The sequence below is a fragment of the Paenibacillus harenae DSM 16969 genome (assembly GCF_000422465.1).
Lineage (GTDB): Bacteria > Bacillota > Bacilli > Paenibacillales > Paenibacillaceae > Pristimantibacillus > Pristimantibacillus harenae.
Window position 1 is genome coordinate 63,421 of the sequence record NZ_AULV01000013.1, and the last position, 15,760, is coordinate 79,180.

The window sequence follows — 15,760 nt, forward strand, 5'->3', positions numbered from 1 at the left end:
CTTTTATTTACATTCTAATCGAAACCTATAAATTTTTCACTATGAATCTATTACTTCACACTTATTCGCGCCCTGATTAGGATCGAGCCCAGGTAAGCACATAGATTTCGAAAGGCAGTTCAGATTGTTGCAGGAGTGTCCGTGAGCAAGCCTCGGACGTGCTGCCGGTCGTATAAATATCGTCGATAAGAAGAATGCGGTATCTACCGCGGCTTCCGTCTGGATGATTTGGCCCGGCAAGCCGATCTTTGTGAAGCCGATGAAGCTCCATGGGATTGATTTCAAAAAGCTGCCTCGTATCCTTAAGCCTTTCGGAACGCGTTTTGAAGCTTTGCTTCTCCGTATGCCGCGCGCGAACGAGCAAATCCAGAAGCGGTATGTCATAACGCTGCGCAATATGCGCTGCAAGCTGCTCGGCTTGGTTAAAGCCGCGGTCCCTTGCCCGCTCCCGGCTAATCGGCACATAGACGATCGCATCCCAGTATTGGCGGAACGGGATTTTGCGGCGAGAGTCGGGCTTAGCCGGCTTACTGCTCCGATAAGCTATTTCCGAAGTAAGCAGCTCGAATGCCGGAAGCAGCATCGCCCCTAGAAGAGGCTCCAGCTGTTCGTTGCCCCGATATTTGTACTGGGCGAGCAGCGCGCGCATCATCGGGTCATATTGCACCGCGCTGCGGTTGCAAACAAAGGAGCGGTGCGGGCTGCGAACGCAGTCGTCGCAGCGGATGCCGCGGCCGCATTTGGGACACTGAATGCGGGTGAGCCATGGTATTGCGGAGAGACACGCTCCGCAAACGCTGTTCCGAAGCCCGGCCGGCAGCTTCGGGTGGTTTGGGTTGTCCGCGCTGCGAGCCGCGGGTTGCGTTTTGCCGCATATGAGGCATGCGGCAGAGTGCGGCGCGAGCAGCTGCGTGGATGCGGTGAAAGCGGCGCGAAGCCGCTGCAGCCATGAGGTTGGCGAGACGATCATCGGGGCGAGCCTCCTTTGTGCGCGGGAAGCAAGTACCCCTGCTTGCGCGCAATGCGGTTCATCGTTTTTATGTGGCGAACGGCGGCTATTTGCGAACGGTTGCGTTCCCGGCTGCAAAAATAAACCCTTCCGAACGGGTCGTCCGCCGAGCGTCCCGCTCTTCCGGCCATTTGCACCAGGGAGGCCTCGTCAAACAACCGGCCGTCCGCATCCAAAATATAGACGTCGCTTCTGGGTATCGTGACGCCGCGTTCAAGAATGGTCGTCGTAACAAGCACGCGAATTTCCCGGGCACGGAATCGCCGCACCTTCAAGGTTCGGTCGTCGTCCTGCGACGAGGTTGCTTCTATGGCGGAATGTCGGAGCGCAGCGCGCAGCAAGGCGGCCATCGGCTCCGTTTGCACGATTTTTTGTACGAATATAAAAAGCTGGGCATCCCGATTCAATGACTGACGCAAGGCGGCCAGCAGCTTGACAGGAAGCTTGCGTTTCTGCAGCATTTGGGCGACTGCCGGTGCAGGAAGCAGCTGCGGTACCGGCAGCGGGTTCCGGTGGTAGCGCACGGGCACTTTAGCATGCGGAAGTTTTCCGCTTCGCGCAGCGCGCTGCAGCTCATTCGGCGGCGTTGCCGATAATAACAAACGCGCTGCGCCAGGCGCACAGCTTTTGTCCGCCGCGTAATGCAGAATAGGGTCGCCATGATAAGGAAAAGCGTCAATTTCGTCAATGATGACCAGATCAAAGCCCTCGTTGAACCGAAGCAATTGATGCGTCGTGGACAGCGTAATTTCTCCTGCCTCCCACCGCTGTTCGCTGCCGCCGTATAAGGTAACGACAGAAGCGTTTGGAAAAGCTTTGCGAATTCGCGGATCGAGCTCGATAACCACATCGCGGCGAGGCGTCGCGATGAGCGCTCTGCCGCCTCGAAGCAGCACCGATTCCACAAGCGGGAAGATCATCTCCGTTTTTCCCGCTCCCGTAACGGCCCATAACAAAAAGTTGCGAATCGGCGGCGCGGATTTCTCGGCAGGTAATACGGGACGCGCTGCTGAAGCACGGTTTTCAACGAAACGGAGCGCCTTCGCCGCGGCTGCCGTTTGCGCCGGACTCAGCTTCCATCTCTCAAGCCGCTGCTCAATCGGCAGTAGAGAGCGCTGAAGACCAGCTCCGCCCGCCCCCTCGCTCTCAAGTTGACCCGTGACGAGCAGCTCGCATTCCCGGCTTCGCCCCATCCCGATGCACGCCGCACAATAGGCGCACAGCCGCCCGCACGCCGCGCATGCCGTGCGGCGCATAGCCGCCTCCCCGCTCCCGCAGCGCTTGCACCTGCGTCCGCCTCTGCCGGCGGCGACCGCTCCGCTCAGGCGTACCCGCCCGAGCAGCGCGGCCAGCTGGAGCGTTCCGCTCCAGCTTCCATCGGCGCCGGGACCGCCGGCACCGTCCAGCAGGGCGTGCGCTTCGCTGCGCAGAAGCGCACGTCCCTGCATAGCCTCCGCGGCAAGCTTCGCTCCTGCCGAGAGCTCACCCAACTCCGCATCGCTATACGCTCGCTCCATTGCCCCTACTGCAAGCTCCGCATCGCTATACGCTCGCTCCGTCTCCCCTGCCCGCTCGCCACGTCCTCCTTCTCGCTCTTCGCTACAACCCCACCGCTCCGCCTTCCCTGTCAAGCTCGCGCCGCCCGCCGTCTGCGGACGCCTGCGCCCTCCTCCAAACAACCCCCGCCAACCAGCACTCTTTCCGCCCGTCAACGCTTCCCGCTTCGCCTTTTCAACACAGGCAAACAGACGCTGCAACGCTTCCAACTCATTACTTACTTCCCTTCCACTGCCTCCAACACTATCCCTCTCACGCAGGCTCTCTTTCTTCCCCGCCATCACATGCCATCTCCCTTTCTTCCCTGCGGAACCTCCCTCCCACAACTCAACCGCACGACATGCATCGCCCAGCGGCAAAGCTTCCTTCCATAACCAGACACAATCAGCAATCGCTTCATTCAACCTGCCTCCCGCCCCAAAGCAGCCATTCATCCAAAACTGCTTGTCTACCACCGGCTCGACCGTCACCCTTGCTTGCCAACTCGCTCTAACCTTTACCGTGTATACATATGCCTTCATCCCCGAACACTCCTTCCAACTTTTCGTACTGCATGCTTTTCCGATAACCGACTATTCCCAACCCGAACATCCCAATTTTCATTCCATTACGCTTCACTGGTTAAGCAGCAACACCGATTAATCCGCCTTAAAAGCACCTAAACAAGCAGCAACGCCTGTCGGCGCCCCTATCAGATAACGCAACCGTTCGCGGAGAATGCTGAGTGCATACAAGTGTGAAACTTATACATGTCAGAAAATGAAAAAAGCACACCCCACGACGCGTTCTGCGCCCTAAAGTGTGCTTCACTTTTTTCATCCTATATTTCTTGCTTGATGTAGTTAACTGACCCTGTTATTTCAATTCCCAAGCTTATCTAAAAGCTCATACTCAAATCTTTTTACGAATCTAACCGGAAAACCTCCCGTAAAATATCCTCATCAGCGAAAAGTATCAGTTTAAACGGATTTTCTCCCGCTTTTTCCGGTAATTTGCCGCCAAGAAGCTGCAATCCCCGTAAATAACGCCGCATTTTCCCTTTAAAATGCTCCAATTTACAAAATCCGGCGAAATAGAGGGAGTTTTTCCCGTTAGACTCTTAGAGCCTCATGGACTAATCCTCAAAGGCTTAAACCCTTAGACCCTACAAACTCCTGAGACCCGGATCCTCGGTACTTTAGCGCTCTCAACGCTCCCTGAACTCATTAGCACCTTTTGCACTCTTATCGCTCTTAGCACCCTTACACACTCAGTGCCCTCAGCACCCTCAGAACCTCAGCCCAATTCCTCAAGAACCGCCCGTCCTAATCCGCTGCTGATAATCCTTCTATTTCCGCTAGTATACCTCAAAACGGCATCTTCGACAAATCGGCCGGATTCTGCAAATCGACCAAAACGGCGTGATCGGCCTGCGATACGATTCCTTCCGCCTGCAGCATCCACATGAGCTGGGTAGCATCCGTCTCATACCAATGCGAGCGCTTACTATCCTTCAGCTCCTGCAGCGGTTCATCCGTCTTCGCGTGCAGCTTCACCTTATGTCCGCTTCTGGCCATCCGTTCGACAATCGCCTTCGTTTCCTCCGATACGCCGCGGTCTATGATCGTTAAGCGAACATCCGTCCCCATGCGCCGCGAAAAAGAGAACAAGTTGCGCATGACCCACTCCATATTATGCTGCCTTTCATCCGCGACCAGTACATAATGCTTACCTGGCTGCCGCTTTCTGCTCCGAATCCGGTAGGCCAGATGTACCGACAACGCAGCCAAAACATAACAGCCAATGACCCAAAAAAGAAGTTCTAACATGGCGGCCACCTCCTCTATGCCACACTATATGCCGCAAAGAGCCCACAGGTTCCGGCATTCAGGACAAGATGACAAAATGTGCCCCAATGTTAAAAAGGTCTTTTATACCTATAAAAATGGGATAGGATCCGACAAAGAAATACCCTTGAGCAATTATCTATTTATGTTATTATTTAACTAGGTGTTCGTTATTAAGCACAATAACGAGCGAACATATAGAATTGGGAGTGTGAATGATGAGACTTTTCAAAAAGCATCTTTCTTTGTGCATAGCCATCATAATGGTTTTCTCGTTAGCATTGAGCTCCTCCGTCATGGCGGATGGACAAAACGACGGGGAGCAGATCACGGCTGCGGCTGCCGCAGATAACAGCTGCTCGTCCTACTCGACCAGCCGCGACGATATTTCCGATGAACCCGGACAAAAGCCCGTCATCGTCGATAACGGTAACGGCACCGCGACGGCGACCTTTACAACGAAGGTGGATTGCGTTCAAGTCAGCTTCTCCTCCTACAGCTTTCCGCTTGATTGGGTGCCGACAGGAGAGGGAGGAACTCCCTATGAGGTTCAAATCTTTCACGATGGCGAGACCGCTGTCTACAGCCAGGCCGGAACCTATTCTGTTACGATCGCTTTGCCGGTATGCGCCCCTTTTCAAGCGGACATCTATAGCGGCCCTGAGCAGCGGCAGCTGGGAACCGGGGGACACGGCTCAACGATTAAAACTTGGCTATTCGAAAAGTTCAATAACTGCGGGGATGTCACTGTTAATAAACATCTGAATGAAGCCGAAGGCGCGCCTCATGCGGGAGTCACCTTCGAACTTTGGAAGAACGGACTGCTGATTAGAAGCGGAGTATCGGACGAAGCAGGCGTCGTTCAGTTCCTGGATGTCCCGGCAGGCACGTATGAATTAAAGGAAATGTTAGCAGACGGGTTCACAACCGATTTACCCGATCCATCTTCTCTGGTCGTATCCAGAGACTCGACTACAGTTAAGCTCGTCATCAACACGCCAAAGCTTAAACTGGAGGCCGTATGTACGGCAAATCCCGACGAGAAGCGAAGTTGGAAAGTGATCAACGAGAGCAATATCGATGTCCCATTCATGTGGAAGATTAACGGAACTACACAGTCCGGCGAAGGCAGCGTGACGAAGAACGCGTCAATTGATTTTATGTCCGACACGGAGAATACGAACACAGCTACTATTTACTGGGGAAAAACCAAAGAGCTGAGCGCGGTGAGTGACGGAACCCTATGCACGACGCCAACGCCAACGCCGACACCTACACCTACTCCAACTCCTACACCAACTACGACACCTGACAACACGCCTACTCCTACACCTACGAATACACCGACCGCGACACCTGACAACACGCCAACTCCAACACCTACGAATACACCGACTACGACACCTGATAACACGCCAACGCCAACACCAACACCTACGTCTACGCCAACATCAACACCGTCTACGACACCGGACAATACGCCTACTTCTACGCCTGCGACAACACCTACGACTACTCCGACATCGACACCCGAGATAACGCCAAGCACTACGCCGGACGCGACAACGACGCCGGAGGCGACTACCTCCATTGAGGTGGACGAGGAAGATCCGGACGATCCGACGCCTACGGACTCGATTATTGAAATTGACGAGGAAACCGTACCGATCGACACTCTGCCAAAAACGGGCGAGTCCAGTCCTTATCCTTACTATCTGATCGGCGCCTTCACCCTTTCAGCCGGACTCCTGTCACTTCGCCATCGGCAGGCCCGCAGAAAAAACCATTAAGAGCATGCCTCCCATCATTTGAGCCCTCATCTCCGGAGCCGCCCTAAAAGCAGCTTCGGAGATTTTTTTCACCTTCAGATCATCCTGAGCCAAAGGGATAGTGTCCCAAAGAATGGTAACCCTTTATACGCAGGGAAAAAGCTAAAGCCAACGCTTCGCACGAATCGTTGGCAGCTCAACTGGAGCCATTCATTGCCGCAAAAAAAAAAGAGCCCGCATCATCGGATACGGAATCTTCTCCATATAACAAATTCTGTATACGCCAAAACGGCCGTTATAATGTAACCCAACCAAATTTGATGGATTGTATAACAGCTTGCGTACGATCGTCAACTTCCATTTTTTGCAAGATACTGCTGACATGGTTTTTAACCGTTTTTTCGCTAATAAATAAAAATTCGCCAATCAGTTTATTGCTCTTCCCTTCCGCCATAAGACGAAGCACCTCGGCCTCGCGGCGGGTCAGCGGGCTTTCGTCGCCGGCAACGAACTTGACGCCTGGCTCCTGTGCGGCAGCCGCTCCCGAAACGATTCCCATTTCATCCAAATAAGTCATCCGGCGGAGCTGGTTAATCAGCTTCCCCGTCACCTTAGGATGGATATAGGCATGTCCTTGAACGACGGAGCGAATGGCATTAATCAGCGATTCCGCCTCCATGTCCTTCAGCAGATAACCGGTAGCGCCTTTCCGAAGCGTTTCAAATACATAGCTCTCATCGTCGTGGATCGATAAAATAATAACCTTCACATCAGGGAACATGCTCTTCAAGCGTTCAGTCGTAACGACACCGTTCTCGATCGGCATATTAATATCCATCAACACAATTTCAGGAATGATATGATTGCAAAATTCCAGCACTTGAATGCCGTCTCCGCACTCCCCGATCACTTCCAGGTCATCTTCCATGTTCAGAATACGTTTAAGCCCTTCGCGAAAAAGCTGATGATCATCTGCAAGTAATATTTTTATCGTTTGACCGTTGTTCGTATGTTTCGGAATCATCATCATCTTACTCCTTCCTAGTTTCGGCAGTTGTAGGTATATCTATCATAATTTTCGTCCCGTCCCCGGGATTTGAGTCTATATCCATCCTTCCTTCAATCAGCTCCACTCTCTCTCTCATCCCCACCAATCCAAAGTTCACGTTTCGGCTAGCATCCTTCTCGATCCTTTCGCTATGAAAGCCAATACCGTTGTCTTGTATGACGAGTGAAATCTGATGCGGCTGATAGTTAATTTCGAGCAATACATGAGAAGCGCTTGCGTGCTTGTACACATTCGTGAACGCTTCCTGTACCAAGCGGTAGATCGCCGCTTCCATCGCAGAGGGCATTCGGATCTCCTTGCCGGAAAGCTCGAACACGGTATGTATTTTCGTTTTCTCCTCGAAGTCCTGCGTAAACTTGCGAAGAGCAGGTACAAGACCTAAATCATCCAGTGCCATCGGTCTCAAATTAAAAATAATTTTGCGTATTTCCTCGAGACCGAAACGCACCTGACTTTTCAAATCTACTAATTCTTCCTGTACCATCATAAATTCCTGCTTGATAAGCATACGTTCTGCAATTTCTGTGCGAAGAACGATATTGGCGAGCGATTGAGCGGGACCATCATGGATTTCCCTCGCAATCCGCTTACGCTCTTCTTCCTGCGCCAAAATAATTTTCAACCCCAGAAGCTGCCTCGTTTTGGCTGATTCGACAATTCTGGTGATCTGATTCAAATCCCCGGACAAATACTCGAGAACCACATTGATTTGAGAGCCGATCGTCTCGGCTCTTTCAATGGAGTTCTCGACATTGCGGACGCGCTTCTGCAAATCGTCCCTGCGCGCCTTGAGATAGGATTCCTTCTCGCGGTACACCATAAGGTCCAGCTGAATCTGCGTCGCCTTCTCATAAGCGCTCTTAATGTCGGCTTCCTTATACTTGACGAAATCACGGCTCACTTCCGTCAAGCGGACTCGCGCGCGGCGGTAATCCTGTTCCAGCTTATCGACCTTGTCGATCGTCTTGATCGTCTCTTGCAGGACGATCTCAAGCTCCTGCTCGAGCGATTCCAGTTCCGTGCGCGCGGATTCGCATATTTCGTAAATCTGGTATTTGCTATCCTCCATGACGGTGATCGCATTTTTTATAACTCGATTAATATCAACGGCTAGATGGTCCACAAGATCGGCAACCTTTCCATACCTAAAGGTTTATCATATTCTATCATACCACAAATGGACCATGATTCGTCCATCGTTAATCGATGGTAATCTTCTTCACCTTAGGATCGTAGCCAACCGTTAAGCCCAGCTTCTCCGAAAATAATCGAACCGGGATCAACGTTCTGAAATTCCGTACGATCGGAGTGACTTCGGATGACTGCAGGACGCCGTTCAGGTTTAGATCCTTTTTGCCCAACGTCATTTCCATCATTTTACTGCCGCGCAGAACGGTTATCTGACCTGTCTGTCCGTTGAACAGAAGCTCGGCACCCATCGCATCCGATACGAAGCGGACGGGTACATACGTCACGCCGTTCATTTGAATAGGCGCGGAATCCAGCTTAATGGCCTTACCGTTCACCGTTGCATTCGTTTTCCCTGCGTACATGACGATATTCGCTTTCGCGGCAGCGTCTGCCGCAGGCGGATATTGCAGCTTGATATTATCTAAGCCAATCGCGCCGGAATATGCACGCTCGTCCTGGCCTTCCGCAATGGTTACGACGTAAATGCGCTTCAGCTTAACAGGGAATTTCATTCCGGCAGCCGACAAGTTTACCTTCACGTTCTTCCAGCCGCTCCAGTCCAGCTGCTTGGCAAGGTCGAGCATATGCGCTTTGCCATCCGCGTCGATAAACTCGGCACGAACCCAGTTCAGGCTGTTATCGCCATATAGATCAAGCGTCATAGAGGTTGGAGAACCCGAGAGCGCAAGGCCTGTTGAATTAAACACGGCATATGAAGCTTTCGTACCCGTTCCGTTCGTGAAGTCATAATCGATTTTCAAGGCTCGCGCTGACGTTTGTCCCGGCAAGTCAGATACGAGATTTACGCTGCCCGTCGTCTCGGCCGGGGTTACTTGAGAAGTTATCGCATAAGCCGAATTCTCGAAGTCCTCGATCGTTTTGACCGTTTCGCCTTTGGTGAAAGGAATCATCGTCGCGTAGCCGTCATATCGCGCTATCGCATAACCCGTGGCGATTCCCTCATCCACGGACTGCACCGTAAGGATATCGCCCTGAACAACCGCTTTAAATCCGATAAACTGCCATTTGACGCTGTCCCCGCTCAGTTTATACGTCCCGCCGTTCTTCAGCTTCGCTGTAAGAGGAACCGAGAGAGTCGCCCCCTCCGTAAGCACGCCTGCGCTCGCGTCCGCGGTTAATGCCGCGATTTGTTCGGCTCCGATTACCTCTACATCGTAGGACGTTGTGATTGCGCCCGATTTGACGGTAAGTGTCGTCTTGCCCTGCTTGGTTGCAACAAATTCATTGCCTTGGAACTTGCCGATCGCATTCGAGCTGGTCCACACGGCAGACGTATTATCAATCGCAATCGGATTGAAATATGTATCATAGCCGGTCAGCGAATAGGAGGACTTCTGTCCTAATAGCATCATCTTCGGACCACTGACGGAAATGCCTTTCAGCGTGCCTTGAGGAGCGGTTGTGAACACACCGATTCCATTCGCGACGCTGCGCTGCGTCGTGCCGTATTGGGTCGAATGCGACAGCTGCAAGGAGCTGCTTCCGAGCGGACGCTCAATCATCGTCGTCGAACCGCCACCGTCAAGATTGACGCCTTTGAATACGCCCAGCTGCAGCATGATTTGCTGTAATTCCTTCAGATTAACGCCCGTATTGCTGCCGAATCTTTCCGCTGTGATCAGGAACACCTTCGTTCCGTCCTGCGAATAGCCGACACCGGAGCGGGATACATAAGAGGATCCGCTTACGCCTGTTATATCGCGCGAGAATGGAGCGGCCGCCCCGGCATTTACCAGCAGCGTATGACCGCCCGCCATCATTTCAAAGGATGCCGGATCAGCCTTCTGGCCCGTCGTCTGCGAGACGAGCGCATAGTCGGCCGTAATCGGTTGTCCGATCTGCAGATGCTCCTTCACATAGGCGGCAGCTTTACCGTGAGCTCGCAAAATATAGCCATCCTCCGGCGCTTGCCCGGCAATCGCTTTGTCAATGGAGATTTCTTCAATATAGCCGCCACGGACAAGAACCTCTGTCGGTGTCGTGCCGGAATTTTTCGGTCGCTCCGCTCCGCCCCATGCGCTCGTATAGATATACATTCTGTCAACATGGCTGTAGCTGGAGCCTGTCGTTTCCGGATTATAGGCGGATTGATTCACTCCCTCCAGGTCAAACGTCGAGCCGTCCGCTGCCGTTACCAGACCCTCGAACGAATAATTGTCGATCATGGGCTTGCGGTCCTTCGATACCGTAAAAGCGTACATGCCCTTCAGCTTAGCCGGACTGGACATGAACATGCCGCCCGTTACCTGGCCTCCGAGCGGAGCGCCCTCGCTTCCCATAACGAATACGTCGGCATTGATCGCGGCGACCGCTCCGTTCTCCTTCGACATGTTCAGGATGGTATTCACTTGTCCCATGCTGTTATTTTTACCGCTCATCGCGTTTAAGGATACGTAGGGATTGGTGAGATCGACTTCGATGACATGCACGTCGGTCTGCACCTTCTTGCTGCCCCTTGTCGTATGCCAGACGTAATCGAGTCGCTTTGCTCCTGCCGTAACGTATGATTGCTGTATCAGCTTAAGTGACGAGTTGCTTGTCGAAGCAGCATCCGCCGCTTCAATAACGGCTTGCTGCCAATTCCCTGGCAAGAATGACGTGACTGGATGCACCAGCAGTGCACCGCCTAACGCTACAAGAATGACGCGCTTCCCCAAGTTCTCTGTACGCCGTCCGATGGTGCTTTGAAACTTACTACCCATTATATTTACAACTCTCCCATCCGTTAATCTAATAGGTATAGACTACTAGAGTTCCAGAAAAGTTCCGCATGATAAAAGAGTGCTATCACTTCAGTTGGAGTGATAGATTATACCTATAGTTATCTCAAGCAAGAAAACCTCTACCGCCTGAAGATACATGGCAGAAGAGGTTTTTGGGTTAAGCTATGGCGTAATAAATTTCAAATGCTGCAGCAGCCGCAGGATCATAACGGCTCCTTCGGCACGGGTAGCGTTCGTCAGCGGACTCATGGTCGAAGCCGTCTTGCCGTTCATTAGTCCAATGTACACGGCTTTGGCGACATCCGTCTGGGCATAGCCGCTAATTTTGCCGCGATCCGTAAATTTGGTTAAATAGCTGGACGCCGTAGAAGGAAGGGTAACCGTCACTTGCGCCGTCTTGGCCGCTCTCATCATCATGACGGCCATCTCCTGGCGAGACACCTGATCATTCGGTTTGAAGGTACCGTCCGTATTGCCCATTACGATGCCCGCAGCAGAGGCTGCTCCGATATAAGCGGCCATGGCCGTATTCTGATTCACGTCCCTATACTTTGCCGCTGCGCTTCGGTCGCCGCTCAATCCCAAGCCTTTGGCGATGTAAGTCGCAAATTCCCCTCGGGTTATCGCATTCTGCGGGGCGAATAACGAAACCGTTCGCCCTTCTACGATAAACTTGCGGGATAACGTGTGAATGGCGCTTGCCGCCCAATGAGTCGATAAGTCCGAGAAGCTCGACGAATTTCTAACGAAAGCGTAAGCGCTGTTGCCTTTGCGTTTAAAGGCTGCCGTCGTTTTGCCGCCTGCAGTCGTTATAGTCGTTGGCACGTAAGACAGCGCTCCTGTTTCAGGATCGTACCAAACCGCGCCGGCTTGACTTGGGTCAATTAACGAGCTCGTCTGCAAGGTCCGGGTAACATAGCTGTTAAGCTTCGTTAACTCTTTCTCCTGACTGCCGTTCACGACCGAAACCTGGAAATGGACCGGGCCAGCGATCACCTGGGCATTCGTTCCGTTCAGGGCCGACATGAGGGCAGCTGTCTTCGTTGACGTTCCTTGATCGATTTCAATAAGAATGTAATTGGACATGCCGCTGCCGTTGAACATAGCGCTTGCCTCAATATAATTGATCGCGTTGACGGGCAGCTCATACGTTGCGTCTCCATGCTGTACGGCAAACACGGTGTTGCCGCCTTGCCTGGACGCCATATCCAAGGCAAGGACGGGAATCGCTACAATGGCTGCCCGCTCATGGCTCGGCACTTTGAAAGCGATTCGCGGATCATGCATCCCCGCTGCCTTGGCCGTCTGGTACGCGGTCAGAAACTTATCGCTCGCGATCGTATAGCGGTTAGCCGTCGTACCGGCGGGAGACACATCCGTCGTTGCCGTAGCTGCGGATGTCTTCAAGCCGACTCCTCCGCCGTCCGCCGCCTCGTAATCGCCTGTCAAACCGTCGAACATCGAGGTTTGATTCGCCACATTCACGTTGGTGAAGCTGTTAATGAGCTGACCGTTGTAAGTTTTAATGCCAACGGTACTCGAGAAATAGGAAATCGTAACCGGTTCCCCGACTCCCGCTGGAGAGGATAGCGTCAGCACGACGGAAGAGCTGCCCATTTCAACCTTCGATACCATTCTCGCCGCTCCGTTCACTTTGACCAGGAACAGGCTGCTGGAAGGGGCCGAGGATGTATTTAAGCTTTCATTGAAGGTAAGGGTTAACATAGAACCTTTGACTATAGACCCTACCATCGAATTCGCATTTCCTGCCCCGCTTCCATTCGCCGCTACAGATTGGAACGATTGCGCAGGGTTCCCAAGCGCATCCGTCACCTTATTCGAAGCGGCGGTATAGGATACCGTGACCGGCTGGCCGGAATTAATGACGGACGTTAAGTTCAGCACGACGCTGTCGCCGGTGACGCTAACCTGGCTGACAGCCGCCTGGACTTGACCGACAAGAACGGTATACTGATAGCTTAACGGCACGGATTGCGGATTAATAATCTCATCGTACCTGATCATAATGGACGATCCGCTCGAACTGATGGACTGAAGCACGGGCCCCCTCGCATCCGTTGAGGCATACAAGTTAAAGCCGCTGATCGCGTTCACATAGTTTCCTAATGTGTCCCGCAGCGGATATGCTCCGGGATTATAGGTGATCGTTACATATTGGCCGTTCTGGATGGTCCCGTTAATGGACAAATTCACTGCCGCCCCATTATTCGATATAGCCGTCGCGGCGTAATTAACTCCGCCGGCGCTTACGATAAACTGCGTATAAGCATAGCTGTTTACCTGCTCCAACGGTTTGTTAAAGTTCAGCGTGACGGAGCTGCCCGTTGCTGTGCCGCCGGTTAACACCGGACTCGTCGTATCCTGTGCGCCCGCTACATCTATCGCGGCCAAGCTGGCTGCTTGATTGCCTGTTAAATCCTGTACAAGGCCGGTTGCCGGCTTCGTATAGGAGAGCTTAACCTGCTGCCCGTTCACAATGGGGCTCTCGAGCGTAAGCTCTACCGCATCCCCTACGATCCGAACGGCCGTAACCGTTCTTGGAGCACCGTTCACGGATACATAATAGCTCCCCGGAGACGGGTGCAGCCATACATTCAGATCTTCGTTATAGGTCAGCTTGATCTTGGTGCCTGACGATTCCGCCTTCGTAACCGTCGGCGGCGCCGTATCCGAACCTGCCGTCTTGAATGTCCACTGGTATTCGTTTAGGATACCGACAAATGGATTGCCGACTACATCAGTCACGGCATTAGCCGCTATTTCTATATAATAGGAGGTTGCCTTTGTTAATGGCGTTTGCGGCGGCGCTGTAATCAATAAACGCCTGGAATCTGCGGGATCAACCACGTAATTCGCAATAATCGGCGCAGGAGCATTCGCTCCAACCTGATGAATAAGCACTGCATTCGGATTATTGCCTTTCAGGATCGGTTCGCTGAAGGTCGCAACGAACGTGGCGTTTTCCGGAACGGTCGTTGCACGGTTGACCGGGTTTAAGGAGCTGAGCGCCGGACGAACGGTATCCTGCGTAATCTTAAAGGTCCAGCTGCTCTTCGAATCAATTCCTCCATAGAAATTGCCTGCGGCATCCCGAATGGCCCGATTGCCAAAGACCACGTAATACTGCGCATTATCAACGAAAGGCTTTGCCGCTTCGCCTGCAATCGCTTTGTTCGCATCAATTGTTATTTGATAGGTTCCTCCGCCTGTCACGCGCTCCGATGTAACCGGAATACTCCGGAACAGCGTATCGTTAGCGGTATTGCGAATTTCAATATTGCCGCTGCTTGGAAATACCGGTTCGTTAAACGTCATCTGAAGCAGCGTATTCACATTGCCTGCATTACCATTATTAACAGGGGCCAGAGTCGTAATAGCCGGCGGCGTCGTTTCAATGCCGGGATCGGTGCTGAAATTCCATATCGAAGCGCCCGCAATGCCATGGTACCAATGATCTCCGTTAGGATCCGGCTGAGTGAACGCACCGGCTTCTATCAGTACGTAATAAGCTGTATTCGCTTCAAGATTGGAACTCGGCGTAATCGTCAAACGATTCCCGGATACTGCGACGCGTGGCGCCAAAGCATCAAATCTCTCTAAGGTTGTATTGTTGCTTACTCTTCTGATTTCGATTGCCTTGCCGGAACGTGCCTGTACATCTTTGTCGAATATAATCTGCAGCGCCGTATTAACGGTCGGTACGGAAGTCGCATTATCCGCGGGCGACAACGATACAATATTCACCGGAGCGGCCGCAGTCGTAAAGCTCCACGTCGCTCCATCGTATATATTGCCTGCAGCATCCTGGAATGCGCCTGCCGGAACGGTAACCGTATAGACCGTATTCGGCTGCAGCGCGGCAGTTGGACGAACAACGATCTGTGCGGATCCGCTTCCGCTTACCTCAGCCGAGGTAACCGATATCGTTCTTTTGTCTTCCAGGGAGCTTATCCCGATATTTCCTCTTGCCGCGTACACCGGTTCACTAAATGTAATAACGAGCGGCGAGGTAATGACAACGGAATTCCCGGCAGGCAGCCAACCCGTGTGCCAAGGCTTCGTCACATCCGTCGTTTCCACGGTCCGGAAATTCCAGCTGCTGGCATTAACGACTCCGGCATAACCTGCGCCGTTAGAGACGTTAATAAATGCGCCTGCATCGATTAATACGTAATAATTGTTATGATGTGCGAAATCATGGGTAGGATTAATCGTAACGACCCTCTGCGTAGAATCAATGGAAACCTGCGGTGATGTTACGTTAAGGCTTTCAATCAGACGATTGGTCGCATATTCGTAAAACGAAATAAATGTCGAGCTCGAGCCTTTTACGATATTTTCATCAAAGGTAATTTTCAGATCTGCGGCTACTGGAACATTGATCAGATCATCTGCCGGGCTCAGGCTTAACACAACCGGGCCTGCAGAAGCGGCCGATGCGGGCTGCTGAGCTGCTCCAAAACCAACGAGGCTTAGCTGCAGAAGCAGCATAACGGCACAAAATATGGATAGCTTGCCGGTACGATTCATTTCGTGTTTCACTCCTCAAAAAATAACAGTCGTACCTTATTTGT

At 52.5% G+C, this 15,760-nt stretch carries 8 protein-coding genes; 1 reads left to right on the forward strand and 7 read right to left on the reverse strand.

Annotated elements, in window-relative coordinates; all coding sequences use genetic code 11:
- Positions 1-76: 76 nt before the first annotated feature.
- The 3 genes from H581_RS32595 to H581_RS0100265 form a co-directional block, all read right to left on the reverse strand.
- Complete coding sequence (locus H581_RS32595; RefSeq protein ID WP_051250354.1) at positions 77-970, reverse strand: ComFC family protein; 894 nt, start codon at positions 968-970, stop codon at positions 77-79.
- A complete protein-coding gene (locus H581_RS32600; RefSeq protein WP_036717246.1) occupies positions 967-3,087 on the reverse strand; it encodes an ATP-dependent helicase ComFA in 2,121 nt (706 codons plus the stop codon). Before H581_RS32600 ends, H581_RS32595 begins: the two co-directional genes overlap by 4 nt.
- A gap of 825 nt (positions 3,088-3,912) precedes the next feature.
- Positions 3,913-4,374, reverse strand: coding sequence for a hypothetical protein (locus H581_RS0100265; protein WP_028608247.1), 462 nt, complete (start codon positions 4,372-4,374; stop codon positions 3,913-3,915).
- Between the two features lie 314 nt (positions 4,375-4,688).
- Between H581_RS0100265 and H581_RS38255 the strand changes: the two genes are divergently transcribed.
- Entirely contained in the window at positions 4,689-6,182 is a 1,494-nt protein-coding gene (locus H581_RS38255) for a SpaA isopeptide-forming pilin-related protein (protein ID WP_169507389.1), read from the forward strand.
- A 274-nt stretch (positions 6,183-6,456) separates the two neighbouring features.
- On the opposite strand, the gene H581_RS0100275 is transcribed toward H581_RS38255, so the two are convergent.
- The 4 genes from H581_RS0100275 to H581_RS0100290 all read right to left on the reverse strand — a co-directional run bounded on the left by H581_RS0100275 (position 6,457) and on the right by H581_RS0100290 (position 15,716).
- Positions 6,457-7,185, reverse strand: coding sequence for a response regulator (locus H581_RS0100275; protein ID WP_028608249.1), 729 nt, complete (start codon positions 7,183-7,185; stop codon positions 6,457-6,459).
- Between the two features lie 7 nt (positions 7,186-7,192).
- Entirely contained in the window at positions 7,193-8,353 is a 1,161-nt protein-coding gene (locus H581_RS0100280) for a sensor histidine kinase (RefSeq protein WP_028608250.1), read from the reverse strand.
- A 76-nt stretch (positions 8,354-8,429) separates the two neighbouring features.
- Positions 8,430-11,144, reverse strand: coding sequence for a stalk domain-containing protein (locus H581_RS0100285; RefSeq protein WP_028608251.1), 2,715 nt, complete (start codon positions 11,142-11,144; stop codon positions 8,430-8,432).
- 183 nt (positions 11,145-11,327) lie between these two features.
- Positions 11,328-15,716 carry an Ig-like domain-containing protein gene (locus H581_RS0100290; protein ID WP_028608252.1) on the reverse strand — a complete coding sequence of 1,463 codons (4,389 nt, stop codon included), beginning with the start codon at positions 15,714-15,716 and terminating at the stop codon, positions 11,328-11,330.
- Positions 15,717-15,760: the final 44 nt, after the last annotated feature.